Source organism: Streptomyces sp. NPDC004126 (genome assembly GCF_050275515.1).
Classification (GTDB): domain Bacteria; phylum Actinomycetota; class Actinomycetes; order Streptomycetales; family Streptomycetaceae; genus Streptomyces.
This window is the reverse complement of the sequence record NZ_JBNNPF010000026.1, coordinates 17,126-35,876: the sequence shown is the minus strand read 5'-3', so window position 1 is coordinate 35,876 and position 18,751 is coordinate 17,126. Positions and strand designations below refer to the sequence as shown.

The 18,751-nt window shown below is 71.9% G+C and carries 18 protein-coding genes; 9 read left to right on the top strand and 9 right to left on the bottom strand.

Annotated features, from left to right (window positions below; all coding sequences use genetic code 11):
• Positions 1-155 precede the first annotated feature (155 nt).
• The gene (locus ACQKM2_RS23810) at positions 156-650 is read left to right on the top strand and encodes an adenylyltransferase/cytidyltransferase family protein (protein ID WP_427712897.1); all 495 of its coding nucleotides are present in this window, start codon (positions 156-158) and stop codon (positions 648-650) included.
• Here the strand turns inward: ACQKM2_RS23810 and ACQKM2_RS23805 are convergent.
• On the bottom strand, positions 631-1,368 hold the full coding sequence (locus ACQKM2_RS23805; RefSeq protein WP_427712895.1) for a CDP-alcohol phosphatidyltransferase family protein: 738 nt from the start codon (positions 1,366-1,368) through the stop codon (positions 631-633). The two genes, ACQKM2_RS23810 and ACQKM2_RS23805, sit on opposite strands and share 20 nt — an antisense overlap.
• A gap of 124 nt (positions 1,369-1,492) precedes the next feature.
• The gene (gene glgX / locus ACQKM2_RS23800; protein WP_427713049.1) at positions 1,493-3,697 is read right to left on the bottom strand and encodes a glycogen debranching protein GlgX; all 2,205 of its coding nucleotides are present in this window, start codon (positions 3,695-3,697) and stop codon (positions 1,493-1,495) included.
• 242 nt (positions 3,698-3,939) lie between these two features.
• Here glgX and ACQKM2_RS23795 point away from each other — a divergent pair, with 242 nt between their 5' ends.
• The 7 genes from ACQKM2_RS23795 (at position 3,940) to ACQKM2_RS23765 (ending at position 12,985) form a co-directional block, all read left to right on the top strand.
• On the top strand, positions 3,940-5,175 hold the full coding sequence (locus tag ACQKM2_RS23795) for a L,D-transpeptidase (protein ID WP_427713048.1): 1,236 nt from the start codon (positions 3,940-3,942) through the stop codon (positions 5,173-5,175).
• Between the two features lie 164 nt (positions 5,176-5,339).
• Positions 5,340-7,619, top strand: a complete 2,280-nt coding sequence (locus tag ACQKM2_RS23790; RefSeq protein ID WP_427712892.1) for a choice-of-anchor A family protein — start codon at positions 5,340-5,342, stop codon at positions 7,617-7,619.
• Positions 7,620-7,740: 121 nt separating this feature from the next.
• Positions 7,741-8,985 (top strand): L,D-transpeptidase, encoded by a 1,245-nt coding sequence (locus ACQKM2_RS23785; protein ID WP_427712890.1) that lies wholly within the window; start codon positions 7,741-7,743, stop codon positions 8,983-8,985.
• Positions 8,986-9,102: 117 nt separating this feature from the next.
• Positions 9,103-9,870, top strand: coding sequence for an enoyl-CoA hydratase/isomerase family protein (locus tag ACQKM2_RS23780; RefSeq protein WP_427712887.1), 768 nt, complete (start codon positions 9,103-9,105; stop codon positions 9,868-9,870).
• Positions 9,871-10,017: 147 nt separating this feature from the next.
• Positions 10,018-10,626 carry an ATP-binding protein gene (locus tag ACQKM2_RS23775; RefSeq protein WP_427712884.1) on the top strand — a complete coding sequence of 203 codons (609 nt, stop codon included), beginning with the start codon at positions 10,018-10,020 and terminating at the stop codon, positions 10,624-10,626.
• A gap of 383 nt (positions 10,627-11,009) precedes the next feature.
• Complete coding sequence (locus tag ACQKM2_RS23770) at positions 11,010-11,801, top strand: polysaccharide deacetylase family protein (protein WP_427712881.1); 792 nt, start codon at positions 11,010-11,012, stop codon at positions 11,799-11,801.
• A complete protein-coding gene (locus ACQKM2_RS23765; RefSeq protein WP_427712879.1) occupies positions 11,798-12,985 on the top strand; it encodes a YncE family protein in 1,188 nt (395 codons plus the stop codon). Before ACQKM2_RS23770 ends, ACQKM2_RS23765 begins: the two co-directional genes overlap by 4 nt.
• Positions 12,986-13,045: 60 nt before the next feature.
• Here ACQKM2_RS23765 and ACQKM2_RS23760 read toward each other — a convergent pair whose 3' ends face one another.
• Complete coding sequence (locus tag ACQKM2_RS23760) at positions 13,046-14,284, bottom strand: cytochrome P450 (protein WP_427712876.1); 1,239 nt, start codon at positions 14,282-14,284, stop codon at positions 13,046-13,048.
• Complete coding sequence (locus ACQKM2_RS23755) at positions 14,265-14,981, bottom strand: tRNA-dependent cyclodipeptide synthase (RefSeq protein ID WP_427712873.1); 717 nt, start codon at positions 14,979-14,981, stop codon at positions 14,265-14,267. The genes ACQKM2_RS23760 and ACQKM2_RS23755 overlap by 20 nt, the downstream gene beginning before the upstream one ends.
• 276 nt (positions 14,982-15,257) lie before the next feature.
• Between ACQKM2_RS23755 and ACQKM2_RS23750 the strand changes: the two genes are divergently transcribed.
• A complete protein-coding gene (locus tag ACQKM2_RS23750; RefSeq protein ID WP_007266682.1) occupies positions 15,258-15,470 on the top strand; it encodes an EF-hand domain-containing protein in 213 nt (70 codons plus the stop codon).
• Between the two features lie 45 nt (positions 15,471-15,515).
• On the opposite strand, the gene ACQKM2_RS23745 is transcribed toward ACQKM2_RS23750, so the two are convergent.
• From ACQKM2_RS23745 to ACQKM2_RS23725, 5 genes are read right to left on the bottom strand one after another with little or no spacing between them, the layout of a single operon-like run.
• The gene (locus ACQKM2_RS23745; protein ID WP_427712871.1) at positions 15,516-16,091 is read right to left on the bottom strand and encodes a PadR family transcriptional regulator; all 576 of its coding nucleotides are present in this window, start codon (positions 16,089-16,091) and stop codon (positions 15,516-15,518) included.
• 9 nt (positions 16,092-16,100) lie between these two features.
• Positions 16,101-16,931: an energy-coupling factor ABC transporter ATP-binding protein gene (locus ACQKM2_RS23740; protein WP_427712869.1), complete on the bottom strand. Its 831-nt coding sequence runs from the start codon at positions 16,929-16,931 to the stop codon at positions 16,101-16,103.
• Positions 16,922-17,671: a cobalt ECF transporter T component CbiQ gene (gene cbiQ, locus ACQKM2_RS23735; RefSeq protein ID WP_427712866.1), complete on the bottom strand. Its 750-nt coding sequence runs from the start codon at positions 17,669-17,671 to the stop codon at positions 16,922-16,924. The genes ACQKM2_RS23740 and cbiQ overlap by 10 nt, the downstream gene beginning before the upstream one ends.
• 3 nt (positions 17,672-17,674) lie before the next feature.
• Positions 17,675-18,052: an energy-coupling factor ABC transporter substrate-binding protein gene (locus ACQKM2_RS23730; protein WP_427712864.1), complete on the bottom strand. Its 378-nt coding sequence runs from the start codon at positions 18,050-18,052 to the stop codon at positions 17,675-17,677.
• The gene (locus tag ACQKM2_RS23725; protein ID WP_427712862.1) at positions 18,052-18,750 is read right to left on the bottom strand and encodes an energy-coupling factor ABC transporter permease; all 699 of its coding nucleotides are present in this window, start codon (positions 18,748-18,750) and stop codon (positions 18,052-18,054) included. Before ACQKM2_RS23725 ends, ACQKM2_RS23730 begins: the two co-directional genes overlap by 1 nt.
• Position 18,751: the final 1 nt, after the last annotated feature.

The window sequence follows — 18,751 nt, the reverse complement described above, 5'->3', positions numbered from 1 at the left end:
GGATGTGGACACTGAACGTCCCCTTCTCCCCTGGATGATGCGCACGTCACCCTATTCGTTCACCCGACAGATATGGGAACGCGCACGCTATTGTCGGCTGATCCGCCGCACCGGGGGGTGCGGCCGCTGGGGGGTAACCGATGACGGAGCGCGACATGACCGACCCTGTGCCGTCCGAGCGCAGGCCGTACCGGGTGGGCTACGCGCCCGGCGCCTACGACCTGTTCCACATAGGCCACCTCAACATCCTCCGCCACGCCCGCAGTCGGTGCGACTACCTGGTGGCCGGGGTGGTCTCGGACGAGATGGCCGAACTGGCCAAGGGGCGCCGCCCGATGATCCCGCTCGTCGAACGGCTGGAGATCGTCCGCAGCGTCAAGTACGTCGACGCCGCCTTCGTGGAGACGGTCCCCGACAAGGTGGAGACCTGGAAGCAGGTCCGCTTCGACGTCATCTTCAAGGGCGACGACTGGCGCGGCACCCCCAAGGGGGCCAAGCTGGAACGGGACTTCGCCGCCCACGGGGTCGACGTCGTCTACTTCCCGTACACCGTCCACACCTCCAGCACCCAGCTGCGCCGCGCCCTGGACGCCCTGGCCGAGCCGGCGCACCCGCAGCTGCCGGAGCAGTTCACCGCCGAACGGCGCTGAGCTCGCGGAACCACTTCGCCAGGAACGCGAGCAGGAACAGGGCGGCGACCGCGCCCAGGCCCGCGTACGCCCAGCGGAACGGCGCCCCGCCGCCCAGCAGCAGGAAGACCAGGCAGAACACCCCGTAGTCCACGGGGAGCAGGGCCACCGCGCGCAGCGTCGAGGGGGCGGCGGCCGGGCTGCCCGGGGCGGCCTTCGGCTTGAGCTTCTCGGTCAGCAGGCCCCCGAAGAAGGTGACGACGGCGGCGAACTGGAAGCCCAGCGGCACCAGCAGCCAGGCGTCGGAGCCGGTCCCGCCCCCTCCGATCCCATACGCCTCGGGGAAGCGGTGGAAGGCGATGAGCACGCAGGCGTGCAGCGCGGTCAGCTTGGCGGCGTCCACCACGTGGTCGAGCCACTCGCCCGCCGCGCTCCCGCCGCCGCGGAGCCGGGCCAGCTGGCCGTCGGCCGAGTCGAAGGCGAAGCCGACCGCGAGCGCCGCCCAGACGGCGACCCCCAGCCCCCACGAGGGCGCGGCCAGTGCCACCGCCGCGACGGCGGCGAAGCTGAACGCGGCGCTGATCAGGGTGACCTGGTTGGGCGTCAGGCCCAGCACGTAGGACCCGGCGGCCAGGTACCGGCCGACCGGCCGGTTGACGAACCGGGAGTAGAGCGACACCCCCTTGGCCGACTTCTGCGCCCCCCGCAGTTCCCGGAGCGCGGTCCCGAATCTCCCCATGCCTGCCCCTGCCCTGTCCATGTGGTCATGTGATCGTGTGTTCACAGGAAGGGCACATCATCGCAGGGGGAACGAAAGCTTCCGCTCCGGATCGGTCATCAACTCCCGTAAGCAGCCGCCCGCCTCAGCCCACCACCCGCAGCAGCAGCACCGACCGGGCCGGCACCGTCAGCGCCTCCCCGCCCCGGTGCCGCGTCCCCGGCGGAGCCTCCTGGGCCTCCCGCGCCGTGTCCAGCACCAGCTCGTACGCCGCCGCCCACGGCGCGCCCGGCAGCACCCACTCCACCGGCCGGTCCCCGGCGTGCAGCAGCGCGAGGAAACTGTCGTCCGTCACCTGGCGGCCCCGCTCGTCCCGGCCCGGGATGTCCCGCCCCGACAGGTACAGGCCCACCGCCGCGGCCGGCGCGTACCAGTCCCGCTCCGTCATCTCCGCACCCGCCGGGGTGAACCAGGCCAGGTCCCGCAGCCCGTCCGCGCCCTGCGCCCGCCCCGAGAAGAACGCCCGCCGGCGCAGCACCGGATGCGCCCGGCGCAGCGAGAGCAGCCGCCGGGTCAGCGCGAACAGGCCGCTCCACTCCGGGTCGGACAGCAGCGACCAGTCCACCCACCCCGTCTCGTTGTCCTGGCAGTACGCGTTGTTGTTGCCGCCCTGCGTGCGCCCGAACTCGTCGCCCGCCACCAGCATCGGCACCCCCGTCGACAGCAGCAGCGTCGTCAGCAGGTTCCGCAGCTGCCGCCGCCGCAGCGCCCCGATCCGCGGGTCCCCGCTCTCGCCCTCGGCCCCGCAGTTCCAGGACCGGTTGTCGTTGGTGCCGTCCCGGTTGGCCTCCCCGTTCGCCTCGTTGTGCTTGCGCTCGTACGACACCAGGTCGCGCAGGGTGAACCCGTCGTGCGCGGTCACGAAGTTCACCGAGGCGTACGGCCGCCGCCCGCCCCACGCGTACAGGTCGCTGGAGCCCGACAGCCGGTACCCCAGGTCCCGTACGTCGGGCAGCGCGCCCCGCCAGAAGTCCCGCACGGCGTCCCGGTACCGGTCGTTCCACTCCGTCCACAGCGGCGGGAACGCCCCCACCTGGTAGCCGCCCGAGCCCACGTCCCACGGCTCCGCGATCAGCTTGACCCGCCGCAGCACCGGGTCCTGGGCGATCACCGCGAGGAACGGCGACAGCATGTCCACGTCGTGCATCGAGCGGGCCAGCGCCGCCGCCAGGTCGAAGCGGAAGCCGTCCACCCCCATCTCGGTCACCCAGTACCGCAGCGAGTCCGTGATCAGCCGCAGCACGTGCGGGCGCCCGGCGTGCAGGGTGTTCCCGCAGCCCGTGTAGTCGGCGTAGCGGCGCTGGTCGGACTGGAGCCGGTAGTAGCCCCGGTTGTCGATCCCGCGCAGCGACAGGGTCGGCCCCAGCTCCCCGGCCTCCGCCGTGTGGTTGTAGACCACGTCGAGGATGACCTCGATGCCCGCCGCGTGCAGGGCCTTCACCATCCGCTTGAACTCGCCGACCTGCTGTCCCGCCGTCCCGCTGGCGGAGTACCCGGCGTGCGGGGCGAAGTACCCCACCGAGTTGTACCCCCAGTAGTTGCGCAGGCCCCGCCGCAGCAGGTGGTCCTCGTGCGCGAACTGGTGCACCGGCAGCAGCTCCACCGCCGTCACGCCCAGCGCCCTCAGGTGCTCCACCGCCGCCGGGTGGGCCAGCCCCGCGTACGTGCCGCGCAGCTCCTCGGGAACACCCGGATGGCGCATCGTGAACCCGCGCACGTGCAGCTCGTAGATCACCGTGTCGGCCCAGGGGGTCTTCGGCCGGACGTCGTCCGACCAGTCGTCGTCATCGTGGACGACCACCCCCTTCGGGACGTACGGGGCCGAGTCCCGGTCGTCGCGCACCGTGTCCGCGATGTACTGCTGCGGCCAGTCCCGGACGTGCCCGTACACCTCCGGCGGCAGCGAGAAGTCGCCGTCGACCGCACGCGCGTACGGGTCCAGCAGCAGCTTCGCCGGGTTGTACCGGGCCCCCGTCCAGGGGTCCCAGCGCCCGTGCACCCGGAAGCCGTACCGCTGCCCGGGCCGCACGCCCGGTACGAAGCCGTGCCAGATCTCGTGCGTCAGCTCGGTCAGGGTGCAGCGCGTCTCCGCCCCGAGGGCGTCGAACAGGCACAGCTCCACCGCCTCCGCGCCCTGCGCCCAGAGCGCGAAGTTGGTGCCCTCCACCCCGGCAGGCCCCGCGTGGTAGCGGGCCCCCAGCGGGTGCGAGGAGCCCGGCCACACCGGTGGCGGCGGGTGTGCGGCGGCCCGTAACACCTTCGCCTGGACCCGCTCCCGTACGGAGTCCATCCCCTCGACGGCCCGGCCGGCATCACTGCCGGCGGTCTCCACCGCCTCTTGCTCGGCTGCGCTCGACACTGCCCGCCTCCACGGCTCCTCGGTACCGGCGGGGGGAATGCGGCCCGGCGTCCCGGCCAGGCCCGCCCCGTCTGGTCCTTCCCACTGTTCTGCCCGGACTGTTCTGCCCGGAACGTGCCCGGCCCTCACGTTTCCCCCGGAGGGCCCCGGTCGTTGGACGGAACGTGACTCTTCTGACGAGGCGGGCAGGGGCGGGATTGGCCGCCGTGGCGGCGTGGGCGGGCCTGCTGGGCGGTCTGACCGGCTGCACCGAGGACGGCGGATCCCCCGTCGAGATCCAGCTGCCGGGCAAACCCCGCTCCCCGGACGAGGCCATCCGGATCACCCCCGACGACAACGCCAAGGGCGTACCGGCCGAGGGCCCGCTGCGGGTGAACGTCCCCGAGGGCCGCCTCGAACGGGTCCGGGTCACCAAGGTCGAGGACGCCCAGGAGGAGGAGGTCCCGGGCGAGATCGCCGCCGACGGCCTCAGCTGGAGCCCCGACCCCGACGCCGGACGGCTCGCGCTCGCCGCCAAGTACACCGTCGACGCGGTCGCCCTCGACGGGCACAACCGCCGCCAGGCCCGGCACACCACCTTCACCACCTACGTCCCCGAGGAGCGGTTCATCGGCTACTTCAAGCCCGAGAACCGCTCCACCGTCGGCACCGGCATGATCGTCTCCTTCAACTTCAACCGGTCGATCAAGCAGCGGGCCGACGTGGAGCGGGCCATCACCATCACCTCCGAACCGGCCGTGGAGGTCGTCGGCCACTGGTTCGGCTCCGAACGCCTCGACTTCCGGCCCAAGACCTACTGGAAGGCCGGCACCGAGGTCACCGTGAAGATGAAGCTCCGCGACATCGAGGGCGCGCCCGGCTCGTACGGCATCCAGGACAAGACCATCCGCTTCACCGTCGGCCGCTCCCAGGTCTCCACCGTCGACGCGGAGGCGCACACGATGGAGGTCCGCCGGGAGGGGCAGCTGCTGTCCACCATCCCCATCAGCGCCGGGGCGCCGAAGAACACCACCTACAACGGCAAGATGGTGGTGATGGAGATGTTCGACGTGACCCGGATGAACGGCGCCACCGTCGGCTTCACCAGCGAGGACGGCAAGGGCGAGTACGACATCCCGGACGTCCCGCACGCCATGCGGCTCACCGCCTCCGGCACCTTCCTGCACGGCAACTACTGGGCCAGCCCCGACACCTTCGGCTCCACCAACACCAGCCACGGCTGCGTGGGCCTGCGCGACGACAAGGGCGGCGGCTCGGACACCCCGGCGGGCTGGTTCTTCGACCGGACGCTGGTCGGGGACGTGGTGGAGGTCGTGAACTCGCAGGACAAGACCGTCGCCCCCAACAACGGACTGGGCGGCTGGAACATGTCCTGGGCCGACTGGGTGGCCGGCTCCGCCACCGGCTGACACACTCCGGTCCTCCCCGCACCCCGGGGGAGCGGTGCAATCGAGTGATTGTCAGACCGGAATGCCGTACTCGCCGAGTGTCTTCTGTCCGCCGCGCCGAAGCCCGCCCGCAGCCTGTCAGGGCCATCGGCGCGGGCAGGTGGCGAGACAGCGGACGGAGTGTCATGTCAGCAAGGAAATGGACCCTCGGGCTGGCCGTGGGCGTCGTACTCGCCGCCGGGTCCCCCACGGCCCTCGCGGCGGGCCCCGGCACCGAGCCCCCGGCCACGGCGCGCACCCTGAGGGCCCCGCTACCGGGCGGCCTCGGGCCCTGCATCCCGGGCGGTACCGCGGCGGGTGAGGGCTGCCCGAATCCCTACCCGGAGCCCGGCAACTGGGTTCCGTTCCCGGGCCGGGACCAGAACATCAACGTCTTCGTCGGCGGGGACATGCTGGTGCGGCTGGGCGCCGCCGAGGCCGAGGGCAAGGTCGTCGTCCTCGGCGACTTCGACATGAACAAGACGGCCGGCGTCTACAACGTGGGCATCGCGGGAGTCGGCTCCCGCGTCCCCCCGCCCGACGGCTCGTCCTTCCTGACCACCGGCGGGGACGTCACCGTGGCCCGCGGCCAGACGCTCCTCGCCGACGGCGGCAAGGTCACCTATGCGGGCAGCCTCACCGGCAACGTGACCGGTACCCACGACCCGCAGTCGAATGCCGCCGACCCCTACACCCGCCTGCGCGGCGCCCTCACCACCGCCAGCACCTGCTACGCCTTCCCCGAGGGAGCCCCGCGCACGGCCACCGGCCGGGCCGTGTACAGCGACCAGGAGACGGTGTTCACCGGCGACGGCCGCTCGCCGCTCCAGGTCTTCAACGTGGACTTCGACCTCGCCGGCCCCTCCGGCAGGCAGCAGACCCTGCGCTTCGCCGGGATCCCGGAGAACGCCACCGTCCTGGTCAACGTCACCGGGGAGAGCCCCGTACTGCGCGTCAACAACGCCCTGCTCCCCGCCGGGCTGCGCGAGCGGCTGCTGTGGAACTTCCCCAACGCGGAGACCGCCACCATCGCCGGCTCGGCGCAGCTCGGCGGCAGCGTCCTGATCGGCCCGCAGGCGTCGGTCGCCGACGTCTCCATGATCGGCATGAACGGCCGCTTCTTCACCGCCGGCAGCATCACCCACACCAGCCCGACGGCGACCACCGGCCTGGGCGCGGAGTTCCACGCGTACCCCTTCAACGGTGACCTGCCCGACTGCGCGCCCGTCCCGCCGACCCGGGGCTCGGTGTCCGTCATCAAGCACGACGAGAACGGCCGGGCCCTGCCCGGGGCGAAGTTCGAGCTGTGGAAGGAGGCCAACGGCCGGGACGGCCTCCAGTACGAGGGCACGGGCGAGCTCGACACCAAGGTCGCCGACTGCACCACCGGCGACGACGGCCTCTGCGCGCGCGAGGAGGAGCTCGGCACCTACTACTGGCGCGAGACCGCCCCGCCCACCGGCTACGACCTTCCCGCGCAGCCCGTCCACACCCTGGTCCTGACGGCCGAGAACGCCGCCCAGGGGGTGCGGTGGACGGCCGTGAACACCAAGACCCCCGTGCCGCCGGACGAGAGCGCCCGGGTCGTGCTGCGGAAGATCGACAAGGACACCGGCGAGCCGCTGCCCGGGGCGAAGTTCGAGCTGTGGCGCGAGAGCAACGGCACCGCCGGCCTCCAGACCGGAACGACCCCCGACACGCTGCTCGGTGACGGCGCCTGCACCACCGACGAGCGGGGCACCTGCACGGTCGAGCTGCCGGTCGGCCAGGGCTACTACTGGCGGGAGGTGGGCCTGCCGGCGGGCTACGAGCGGCCCGGCGACCCCGTCACCGCCTTCGACGTGGAACTCGGCGAGAACGAGGAGTACGTCATCGTCACCGTCCCGAACAAGAAGGAGGACGAGGACCCGGCCGGCGTCATCAAGGTGCTGAAGAAGGACGCCAAGACGAAGCGGCCGCTGCGCGGCGCGGAGTTCGAGCTGTGGCGGGAGACCGGCAAGGCCGTGGGCCTGCAGCGGGGCGGTGGCAACGCGGACGAGCGGGTCGGGGACGAGTGCACCACCGGCCGGGACGGCGTCTGCGCCTTCGACGGGCTCCCGGACGGCTCGTACTACGTGGTCGAGGTGGACGTCCCGGACGGCTACGTGCTGCCGCGCGACCCGGTGACGGGCCCGCTGACCCTGGACGGCCGCACTCCCGGCCACCGCATCGCCGTCACCCTCCTCAACAAGCGCGCGCACGACGGGCAGACCTGCCACTGCAAGGACAAGCCGGACCACGGCAAGCCGGACCACGGCAAGCCCGACCACGGCAAGCCGGACCACGGCCGTCCCGACCACGAGGGTCCCGGCCACGACGGCCCCGACCACGGCCGTCCCGGCTGGAACCCGGGCGAGTGGCCCCTGGGCGGTGACCGCAAGGCCTGACGGGCCTGACGCCCCGTCCCCCCGGGCACTTGGGACGGAACGGTGACACGACTGTGCCTATTCGTAATCTCCCCATGTGATTTCCTGTCGACAAGCGCGCGACTGTCCGTGCGCGGGGGACATGGGGAGAACACGAGTGAACCTGCAGCCGATACGCGGCCGCGTCCGCACCGGCCTGCCGGCCGTTCTGCTGGGGGCGGCCCTGCTGCTGACCAGCGCGTGCAGCGGCGGCGGCAACAGCGGGGGCAGCGGCGGGGACAACGGCAAGGCCGGTGGCGGTACGGCGAAGACCGGCACCGAGGCGTCCAAGGCCGTGGTCAACGTCAAGCCGGACGACGGGTCGAAGGAAGTCGCCACCAGCGGCGTCCTGAAGATCACCAGCAGCGGGGGCAAGCTGACCACCGTGACGGTGGCCGACACCAAGGGCAACGCGGTCGAGGGCAAGCTGGCCGCCGACGGCGCGACCTGGGAGCCCGCCCGCAACCTGGCCGCCGCCACCGAGTACAAGGTGCACGCGGTGGCCAAGGACGAGGCCGGCCGCGAGTCCGCCAAGGACACCACCTTCAGCACCCTGACCCCGCAGAACACCTTCGTGGGCCACTACACGCCGGAGGACGGTTCGACCGTCGGCGTGGGCATGCCCGTCTCCATCAACTTCACCCGCGGCATCACCAACACCGAGGCCGTCGAGAAGGCCATCACCGTCACGGCCGAGCCGTCCGTGCCGATCGAGGGCCACTGGTTCGGCAACGACCGCCTCGACTTCCGCCCCGAGAAGTACTGGGCGGCGGGCACCAAGGTCACCGTGAAGCTCGCGCTCGACGGCGTCGAGGGCCGCCCCGGCGTCTACGGCAAGCAGACCCGCACGGTCACCTTCACCGTCGGCCGCTCCCAGGTCACCACCGTCGACGCCACCTCCAAGAAGATGGAGGTCGTCCGCGACGGCCAGGTCCTCAAGACCATCCCGATCACCGCGGGCGCCCCGTCGACGACCACCTACAACGGTCAGATGGTCATCAGCGAGAAGTACAAGGTGACCCGGATGAACGGCGCCACCGTCGGCTTCGGCGGCGAGTACGACATCTCGGACGTCCCGCACGCGATGCGCCTGTCGACCTCCGGCACCTTCGTCCACGGCAACTACTGGGCCCCCTCCAGCACCTTCGGCTCGGAGAACGTCAGCCACGGCTGCGTCGGCCTGGAGGACGAGCGCGGCGCAGGCGACCCCAACACCCCCGCCGCGTGGTTCTACGACGAGTCGATGATCGGCGACGTGGTCGTCGTGAAGAACTCCAAGGACAAGCAGATCGCCCCGGACAACGGCCTCAACGGCTGGAACATGGACTGGGCGGAGTGGATCAAGTAGCCGATCCGCGTACGTGAGCCGGTGGCCCGGTGCTGTGACCCACAGCACCGGGCCACTCCGCGTGCTGCGCCCTTCTGGGGGAGACCCCCAGACCCCCCGGCGGCTAACCTCCCCCGTATGACCATCTCTCTCGAAGTCTCCGAAGGCGTCGGCACCATCCTGCTGGACCGCCCGCCCATGAACGCCCTGGACATCGCCACCCAGGACCGGCTGCGCGAGCTCGCCGTGGAGGCCACCGACCGCGCCGACGTGCGCACGGTCGTCCTCTACGGCGGGGAGAAGGTGTTCGCGGCCGGCGCGGACATCAAGGAGATGCAGAACATGGACCACGCGGCCATGGTCGCCCGGTCCCGCGCGCTCCAGGACGCCTTCACCGCCGTGGCCCGGATCCCCAAGCCCGTCGTCGCCGCCATCACCGGCTACGCCCTCGGCGGCGGCTGCGAGCTCGCCCTGTGCGCCGACTACCGGATCGCCGCCGACAACGCGAAGCTCGGCCAGCCCGAGATCCTGCTCGGCCTGATCCCGGGCGCGGGCGGCACCCAGCGGCTCTCCCGGCTGATCGGCCCGTCCAAGGCCAAGGACCTGATCTTCACCGGCCGCATGATCAAGGCCGAAGAGGCCCTCGCCCTCGGCCTGGTGGACCGCGTCGTGCCCGCCGCCGAGGTGTACGAGCAGGCGCACGCCTGGGCCGCCAAGCTGGCCCAGGGGCCGGCGATCGCGCTGCGCGCCGCGAAGGAGTGCGTGGACGCCGGCCTGGAGGCGGACATCGACACCGGCCTGACCATCGAACGCAACTGGTTCGCGGGCCTGTTCGCCACCGAGGACCGCGAGCGCGGGATGCGCAGCTTCGTCGAAGAGGGCCCGGGCAAGGCCAAGTTCGTCTGAGGAACGCTCGAAGGCGGCCGCACGGAACCCCTGCGGGTGGATTAGCCCAGCCTTAAGGCAGCCTTAAGGGGAGCTGATGATCCACCGACGGTGATCGCCGAGCAGCGGAACGTCACCCCAGGTCAGGGTGGTTCATGCGGCCCTCGATTGCCTTTCGCATATGCCGGGACACCCCCTCGGAATCCTCGGTTCCGGGGGGTGTATTCCTGCGGAACGGCCCGGACGGGCGCGCGGGCCGTCCATGATGGGTGCATGGCGGGCCTGGAGGGTGTGGAACAGCCGCGGCAGCGCAGCAGCGCTTCGGCCGTACGGATCACGGCGGCGGTCGAGGAGGAACAGGGCCTCAGGGCCCTGGAGTTGTACGGCAACCCGGCCGAGGCGGAAGTGACGCTGCCGTCCATGCCGGAGTCCGCGAGCACGGCCCGCCGGCTCACCCAGAGCGTGGTCATCCGCTTCTGGGGGCTGTCGCCGCAGATCTCCGAGCACGCCGTCCTGCTGGTCTCGGAGCTCGTCGGCAACGCCGTGCGCCACACCGGCGCCCGCTCCTTCGGCTTACGGATGCTGCGGCGGCGCGGCTGGATCCGGGTGGAGGTGCGCGACCCCTCGCGCGGGCTGCCCTGTCTGATGCCGGTCCACGAGCTGGACACCACCGGGCGGGGGCTGTTCCTCGTCGACAAGCTTTCCGACCGCTGGGGCGCCGACCTGCTGCCGCGCGGCAAGATCACCTGGTTCGAGATGCGGGTCGCCGACCGCTGACCGGCCCCGGAACGCCAGAAACCCCCTGTCGCCGAGGTGGGGCGCTACGGGGGTTTCATGGGTGCGCCGAGGATCGGTGGGGTGTGTGATCCTCGGCGAGGTGACTTCGCTCGGGTCAAAGGGAAGCCGTGCTTCCGACTATGGCAGACGAGGGCCCGAACGCCAAAAGTCCCGACTCGGACATAAGTGTGCATATCCCAAGAGTTTCCACCTAAATCCTAGGTGAGATGGGCCACTCGCCTCGCAATCAACGAATAAATATCGACCGCTCTGCGTAAATCGTTGATCACATAGCGGACACCGGGCTCTGTGGGGCCAACCGACGAAAGTCCCAAATTGGGTCAATCATTACCTTGAGGGTGATCCGGCTCTTAAATGGGCGGGTGCTCTGTTATCCAGACCGCCGTACCGCCCTGCGCGCCACGGCGGCGGCCGCCGCCGGCGCCCTCACCGCGGCCTGCGGCACGGGCGGCGGCCGGGCGGCGCCGGGACCCGTCCGGGCCACCCCCGCACCGCCCGCCCGCCCGGCCGGGCAGGCTCCCGCGGCCCCGGCCCCCCGCCGCATCCCGGGGCAGCCCGTCGAGATCGCGCACGGCCCCCGCGACCGGCCCCGGGTCGCCCTCACCTTCCACGGCAACGGGGACCCCGCCACCGCCCGCGCCGTACTCGCCGCGGCGGAACGGGCCCGCGCGCGGGTCACCGTCCTGGCCATCGGCAGCTGGCTCGACGAACACCCCGACATGGCCCGGCGGATCCTGGACGGCGGCCACGAACTCGGCAACCACACCCAGCGCCACCTCGCCATCAACGGCATGTCCGAGGCCGAGGCCTACGCCGAGATCACCGGCTGCGCCCAGCGCCTCAAGCGGCTCACCGGCTCCATCGGCACCTGGTTCCGCCCCTCGCAGACCCAGTACGCCACCCCCCTCGTCCGGACCCTCGCCCAGCGGGCGGGCTACCCGCACGTCCTCTCGTACGACGTGGACTCCCTCGACTTCACCTCGCCCGGCGCGGCGGCCGTCATCCGCAACGTCACCGGGACGATCCGGCCCGGATCGGTGGTGAGCCTGCACTTCGGCTACGCGGACACGGTCGACGCGATGCCGCCCCTCCTCGAAGAACTCGCGCGCCGCGAACTGCGCGCGGTGACCACCACGGAGCTGCTGACCTCATGAAGACCACCCGCCTTCCCCGGAAGGCCACCGTGCTGCTGGCCGGTCTGGTCCTCGCCGCCCTGGCCGGCTGCGGATCGGCAGACAAGGCCCCCGCCGAGGCGCTCGGCGAAGGGCCCGCCAGGCAGCCCGTCAAGGCCGTCCCGGCCGTGCCGCCGGGCCTGACCGGGATGCCCCCGCTGCTCGACCCCCACGACGTGTACGCCGCCGACCGGCCGAACAAGCTCTCCCCGGCGGTCAAGGACTTCCCGTCCCGGGTCTACGTGCCGAACACCAACTCCAACACGGTGTCCGTCATCGACCCGGCCACGTACAAGGTCATCGACACCATCCCCGTCGGCGTCCAGCCGCAGCACGTGGTGCCCTCCTGGGACATGAAGACCCTCTGGGTCAACAACAACCGCGGCCACACGCTCACCCCGATCAACCCGGCCACCGGCGAGGCCGGCAAGCCCGTCGAGGTGCACGACCCGTACAACCTGTACTTCACGCCCAACGGCAAGTACGCCGTCGTGATGGCCTCCATGGACCGCGAGCTGGTCTTCCGCGATCCGCACACCATGGACCGGGTGAAGACCCTCCCCGTCACCTGCTTCGGCGTCAACCACGCCGACTTCTCGGCGGACGGCCGCTACTTCATCGTCAGCTGCGAGTTCTCCGGCGAACTGCTCAAGGTCGACACCGAGAAGATGGAGGTGATCGGCCAGCAGAAGCTGCCCTTCGAGGGCGCGATGCCGCAGGACGTCAAGATCTCCCCCGACGGGAAGACCTTCTACGTCGCGGACATGATGGCGCACGGCATGTGGGTGCTCAGCGGGGACAAGTTCGACGTCCCCAAGCTGCTGCCCACCGGCAAGGGCTGCCACGGCCTGTACGTCAGCCGCGACTCCAGGGAGATGTACGTCTCCAACCGCGGCGAGGGCAGCATCTCCGTCTTCGACTTCAAGGAGAACCGCCTCACCAAGAAGTGGCAGCTGCCCGACGGCGGCAGCCCCGACATGGGCGGGGTCTCGGCCGACGGCCAGGTGCTGTGGCTCTCCGGCCGCTACAACTCCGAGGTCTACGCGATCGACACCGTCACCGGCAAGCAGCTGGCCCGCATCCCGGTCGGCGGCGGTCCCCACGGCCTCGCCGTGTACCCGCAGCCCGGCCGCTACTCCCTCGGCCACACCGGCATCTTCCGGTAGCGGACGCGACGGTGCCCCGGGAGCTCGCACAGCACCCGGGACACCGTGTCCGTGAGGCCGCTACCAGGCGACCGGCAGCCGCTCGGGCAGCCGCTTGATGAAGCCCGTGCGCCACACCAGGTTCTCCGCCGGCACCGCGAGGCGCAGCCCCGGCAGCCGCTCGACCAGCACCTGGAGCGCGGTCTCCGCGTGCGCCCGGGCCAGCGCCGAGGCCGGGCAGAAGTGCCGGCCCGCACCGAAGGCCAGGTGGGCGCCCGCGCCCTCCCGCTCCAGGTCCAGCTCCTCGGGGCGCTCGAAGACCGCCGGGTCGAAGTTGGCCCCCTCCAGCAGGACCAGCACCAGCTCGCCCTCCTTCACCAGCACGTCCCCGACCGGTACGTCCGCCAGCGCGATCCGCGGCAGGCCGTCCCCGACGGACAGGTTCCACCGCAGCAGCTCCTCGACCGCCGCGCCCGTGCGCTCCGGATGCGCGCGCAGGTACCCGATCAGCTCGGGCCGCTGGAGCAGCGCGAGGACCGCGAGGACCAGGAACGCGGAGGTGGAGACCGCCCCCGCGCCGAAGAGGGAGACGGCGACGGTCGCGAACATCTCGTCCGTCAGGTGGGCCGACTCCGGGTCGGCCTCGCGCAGGCCGGCGAAGGTGCCGAGGAGCCCCGTACGCTCCTCGGCGGGCAGCGCCAGCTGCTCCCGGAACCGGTCGGCGAAGTAGCCGACGTCCTTGTACCAGTTGAGGGCCGAGTCGGCGAACGGCTCGCGAGCGGTCATGAACGCGACGTCCAGCCCGGACATCAGCCGGCGCCAGTCCTCGAACGGCACCCCCAGCACCCGGCAGTGCAGGGCCGCGGAGAAGGGGTCGGCGAACCCGGCCCGGAGGTCGGCCGGGCCCCCTTCGGCGACGACCGCGTCCAGCAGCTCCCCGGCTTGTGCGCGCAGCGCCTCCCGGAGACCGGGCCGGCGCGGGCTGAGCGCCTTCATCACCGCGTCGCGCAGGCCCGCGCTGTTGATGTTGCCCATGTTGTTGACGACCTCGGGCGGGATCGTCAGCGCGTACTGGCGGGGCACCCCGGCGTTCGCGGTGTCCTTGAGGCTGAAGCGCTCGTCCTCCAGCACCTGCTTGGCCAGCGCGTGGCTGCTCACCAGCCAGGCCGGGTCCCCGGTGAGGGTGCGGACCCGGGCGACGGGCGCCTTCTCGCGCAGCCAGGAGCACTCCTGCGGTACGACGTCACCGCGCCGGGAGAGCGGGAAGTCGAGGAGGGGCTGCTCCGGGGCCCCGCCGTCCTCAAGCCGCTCGACGCCCATCGGCACTCCCTTCGGGGCGTACGACGGCGTACGCCTGGTTGCGGGTCGCGCGCAGGCCCCCGCCGCGGGCGAAGAGGACGTCGGTCATCGGCATCCTGACGTGGTAGGCCGCCACGGAGGACGGCACGTCGAGAATGCTGGGGGTGTCGATGAAGAAGGGCAGCTCGGCGGCCAGGTAGTCGAAGCACACCCGCAACTGGGAATCCGTCATGGATTCACCTGCGGGCAACTTCGAGCCGACGAAATGCTGAGCCATTTCCTCGCATCCCTTGCGGAATGCGTCGTCGGTCTCCAGGAAATGCAGTACGCGCCGGTGCAGCAGTTGGTAGACGGGGTTCTCCTGGAACTCCGAAAGCGCTCTCACCCGTATCTCGACGTGCTGCGGGCCCGAATCCTCGACGCCTTTGATGATCCTCCTGCGGACTGCCTTGATCTCCTTCGAGGCGCGTCGGCTCGCGTGCTCCGGGGTGTAGCCGAAGGCGGCGAACATCCGGTCCACGTGGAGGTCCGCGTAGACGAAGTCGACCTGCGCGAACCGGCTCACGGCCCACCGGGCGAGACTCGACACGCGCTCGGCGCTGAAGTAGCCGTTGCCGGGGCTCACGCCTATGAGCACATGGTCGCCGTCTTCCCAGATATGGCGGCAGGTACGGGTGAAGGGCAGAACTTCGAATGATGCGTCAGCTGTGATCGTCACCTGTGATCGCCCTTGTTGCCGCATGTCCCTGGGAGCCCTGCGCTCCTGGTGTGGCGGCAATGCCGGTACGTTATGCCGTAATCCCGGAGCGTGACAAGTGGTAGGCGGATCCGTTGGCTGGAATTATCGGTTCCGTCTATCCGTCGAACCGTTCCGGCGGCTTACGCGCGGGTAATTGAATATCTTTCTGCCGCCCGAACGGGACCCGCGGCAGCCTCCGGCGCCCCGGGCGGCTACCCTGAGCCGGTCAACAAGCACCGAGAAGGGGTGGACCCAGTGGCTGACATCGAGAGCGCACGGGCGACGTTCGACAAGTTCGACGTGAACGGTGACGGCTTCGTCACGGCCGACGAGTACAGCGCGGCCATGAAGGCGATGGGTGACCACTACGTCACCGCCGCGGTCGCGGACTCCGTGATCGCCGCCAAGGACAGCGACGGCGACAAGCTGATGAGCTTCGACGAGTTCTGGGCGTCCCTGAACAAGTAAGCGCGGCGCGTCCGCCTCCGCCCCGTACGCCGGGGCGGGGGCGCGTCAGGCCCCGCCCTCCTGCGCCGCCGCCGGCCCCTCCGCCCCGGACAGCGCCTCCACCTCGGACAGGGCCTCCTCCAGCCAGCTCAGCCAGAAGCCCTCCAGGGCGATGCCCCCGCGCAGCACGAGCCGGCGCAGCCGGTCCGCGTCCGCGTCCCGCCCCGCCGGGAAGTCCTTCGCCTCGATGGCCTCGTACACGGCCAACTGCGCCCGGTGCAGCTCCAGATGGCGCCGCAGCTCCGGCCCCAGGCCCTGCGGCCCGACCACCGCCGCCGCGCGGATCCGCAGCAGCAGCGCGTCCCGCACCGGCTTCGGGTCCTGGCTCTCGTCCACCCACCGCGCCAGCTCCGCGCGGCCGTCGGGCAGCACCTCGTACTCCTTCTTCTGCCCGCGCACCGGCACCTCGCTGGGCAGCGCCCGGATCAGCCCCGCCTCCTCCAGCCGCCCCAGCTCGCGGTAGATCTGCTGGTGCGTCGAGGACCAGAAGTAGCCGATCGACTTGTCGAACCGCCGGGTCAGCTCCAGCCCCGACGAGGGCTTCTCCATCAGGGCGGTGAGGATGGCGTGCGGCAGCGACATGCGGCCATCCTAGGAGCCCAGTGCCGCGAGCTCCTCCGGGGTCCGCGGCCCCGGCGCCCCGTCCGCCAGCACCCCGCGCGCCCGCAGGAACGCGCCGACCACCGGCGCCCAGGCCGACCGCAGCCCCGCCGACGCGAGCAGCTCCGGGTCCGCGAGCAGCTCGGCGGCCGGACCCGTGCGGATCCCCGACGGGGTCAGCACGGCCGCGTCGTCGGCCCAGCGCACCGCGAGGTCCACGTCGTGGGTGGCCATGACCACCGTGGTGCCGGCCGCGCGCAGCCCCGCGAGGACGTCCAGGAGGCGCTCCTGCCCGTCCGGGTCGAGCCCGGCGGTGGGCTCGTCCAGGATCAGCACCCGCGGGGCCATCGCCACCGCGCCCGCGATCGCCGCGCGCTTGCGCTGCCCGTACGACAGCAGGTGCGTCGGCCGGTCCCGCAGCGCGGTGATGTCCAGCGCGGCCAGCGCGGCGTCCACCCGCTCGCGGACCTCCGCCGCCGGCAGCCCCAGGTTCATCGGCCCGAAGGACACGTCCTGCTCCACGGAGGCCGCGAAGAGCTGGTCGTCCGGGTCCTGCACCACCAGCTGCACCGAGGTGCGCAGCCGGACCAGGCCCTTGCGGTCGTACGCCACCTCGGCGCCGCCGAGCCGCAGCGTCCCCGGGCCGGGCCGCAGGCCCCCGCTCAGCAGCCGCATCAGCGTGGTCTTGCCGCTGCCGTTGCGGCCGAGCAGCACCAGCGCGCGGCCCTCGGCGATGCCGAAGTCCACCCCCGACAGCACGGCCGGGCCGTCCTCGTACGCGTACCCCGCGCCGACCAGCTCCACCAACGGGGTCACAGCCACAGCTCCTTCAGTACGAGGGTCCCCGCGACCACGGCGGTCAGCAGGGCGGCGGACCCCGTCAGGAACCGCCAGGACAGCGCCGCGTCGGGCACCAGCACCCGCAGCGCGCCGTCGTAACCGCGCCCCGCCAGCCCCTCCTGGAGCCGGGCCGCGCGGTCGAAGGCCCGGACGAACGAGGTCGCCGCGAGCCCGGCCAGCGAACGCCACACCGCCGCCCGGCCCGCCTGCCCGAGCCGGGCCGCCTGGGCCCGCCGGACCTGGGCCATCGAGTCCAGCAGCAGGAAGCCGATCCGGTACATCACCAGGGCCACGTCCACCACCGGCGCCGGCACCCCGGCCCGCACCAGCCGCGGCAGCACGTCCGAGACCGGTGTCGTGAAGGCGAACAGCAGCACCCCGAGCGAGGCCGCCGAGGTGCGCAGCAGCAGCTCCGCCGCGTGCCGGGGCCCGTCCGGGGCCAGGGCGAGGAACCCGTCCGGGCCGCCCACCGACACCAGCAGCGGCAGCGCACCGGTCACGCAGAAGCCCAGCGGGACCCGGAAGGCCCGCCACAGCTGCCGCCCGGCCACGCCGGCCGGCCCGAGCAGCACGGCCAGGGTCGCGGCGGCCACCAGCGGCCCGCCCGGCCAGGGCGGCAGGCACACCGCGGTGACGGTGAGCCCGAGCCCCAGCAGGGCCTTCTCCAGGGGGTGGCGGCCCCGCCAGCGGCTGGAGTGCGCCGCCACGTCGATCGGCAGCACCGCCTACGACTCCGGGGTCGGGCGGGTCCGCCCGTCCTCGGCGTCCTGCGGGGCCCCGGATGCCGCGGCCTCGGCGAGGGCCTGCGCCGCGCCCTGGCGGCGGCCCTTGCGGACGCCGAAGTAGTAGGCGAGCACGCCCGCCCCGAGCGCCGCCTGGAGGGCGAACAGCGCCGACTCGACCTCGCCCGACGGGGGCTCGTACAGCGGGGCGAACCAGGGCTCGTAGTCCGGCTTCAGCTCGGTGATGGCCGCCTCGGCCTGCGCGTCGGCGCCGGCGAACGGCTCCTCCTTGCCGTCGCCGAGGCCCAGCGCGAGCGGGATTACGGCCAGCGCCGCCACCAGGAGCAGCAGCAGGGTGTTGATCTTCGCGTTCCTGCTCATCAGAGGGCCGCCTCCGGCTTCGCCTGCCTGCCGCCGGTCAGCTTCGCGACCCCGAGCCGGACCAGGTCCGACTTGCTGGACTGCATCAGCAGCCGCATCACGAGCACGGTCAGCAGCCCCTCGCTGACGGCGAGCGGGATCTGGGTGAGGGCGAAGATGCCCGCGAACTTCTCCAGGGAGCCCAGGAAGCCGCTCGCCGGGTCGGGGAAGGCCAGCGCCAGCTGGACGGAGGTGACGCAGTAGGTGACCAGGTCGGCGAAGAACGCGCCGAAGAAGACGGTCACCATCAGCGGCGCGCCGGACTTCCGCAGCAGTCGGTAGACCCCGTAGCCGGCCCAGGGCCCGGCGATGGCCATCGAGAAGACGTTGGCGCCCAGCGTGGTCAGTCCGCCGTGGGCCAGCAGCAGCGCCTGGAAGAGGAGGGTGATCGTGCCGAGCACCGCCATGATCGGCGGCCGGAAGAGGATGGCCCCGAGCCCCGTGCCCGTCGGGTGCGAACAACTGCCCGTCACCGAAGGGATCTTCAGGGCGGACAGGACGAACGTGAACGCGCCGGACGCCCCGAGCAGCAGCGTGCTCTCCGGGTTCGCCTTCACCTCGCGGGTCAGCGCGCGGACCCCGTGGACGACGAAGGGGGCGGACGCGGCGCCCCAGGCGGCCGCGTGCAAGGGGGGCAGGAACCCCTCGGCTATATGCATG

Coding starts and splice junctions, on each gene's coding strand:
- ACQKM2_RS23810 (WP_427712897.1), top strand. CDS start 156: ATGACCGACCCTGTGCCGTCCGAGCGCAGGCCGTACCGGGTGGGCTAC.
- ACQKM2_RS23730 (WP_427712864.1), bottom strand. CDS start 18,052: ATGAGCAGGAACGCGAAGATCAACACCCTGCTGCTGCTCCTGGTGGCG.
- glgX (WP_427713049.1), bottom strand. CDS start 3,697: ATGGACTCCGTACGGGAGCGGGTCCAGGCGAAGGTGTTACGGGCCGCC.
- ACQKM2_RS23785 (WP_427712890.1), top strand. CDS start 7,741: ATGGGGAGAACACGAGTGAACCTGCAGCCGATACGCGGCCGCGTCCGC.
- ACQKM2_RS23780 (WP_427712887.1), top strand. CDS start 9,103: ATGACCATCTCTCTCGAAGTCTCCGAAGGCGTCGGCACCATCCTGCTG.
- ACQKM2_RS23790 (WP_427712892.1), top strand. CDS start 5,340: ATGTCAGCAAGGAAATGGACCCTCGGGCTGGCCGTGGGCGTCGTACTC.
- ACQKM2_RS23805 (WP_427712895.1), bottom strand. CDS start 1,368: ATGGGGAGATTCGGGACCGCGCTCCGGGAACTGCGGGGGGCGCAGAAG.
- ACQKM2_RS23760 (WP_427712876.1), bottom strand. CDS start 14,284: ATGGGCGTCGAGCGGCTTGAGGACGGCGGGGCCCCGGAGCAGCCCCTC.
- ACQKM2_RS23745 (WP_427712871.1), bottom strand. CDS start 16,091: ATGTCGCTGCCGCACGCCATCCTCACCGCCCTGATGGAGAAGCCCTCG.
- ACQKM2_RS23765 (WP_427712879.1), top strand. CDS start 11,798: ATGAAGACCACCCGCCTTCCCCGGAAGGCCACCGTGCTGCTGGCCGGT.
- ACQKM2_RS23725 (WP_427712862.1), bottom strand. CDS start 18,750: ATGCATATAGCCGAGGGGTTCCTGCCCCCCTTGCACGCGGCCGCCTGG.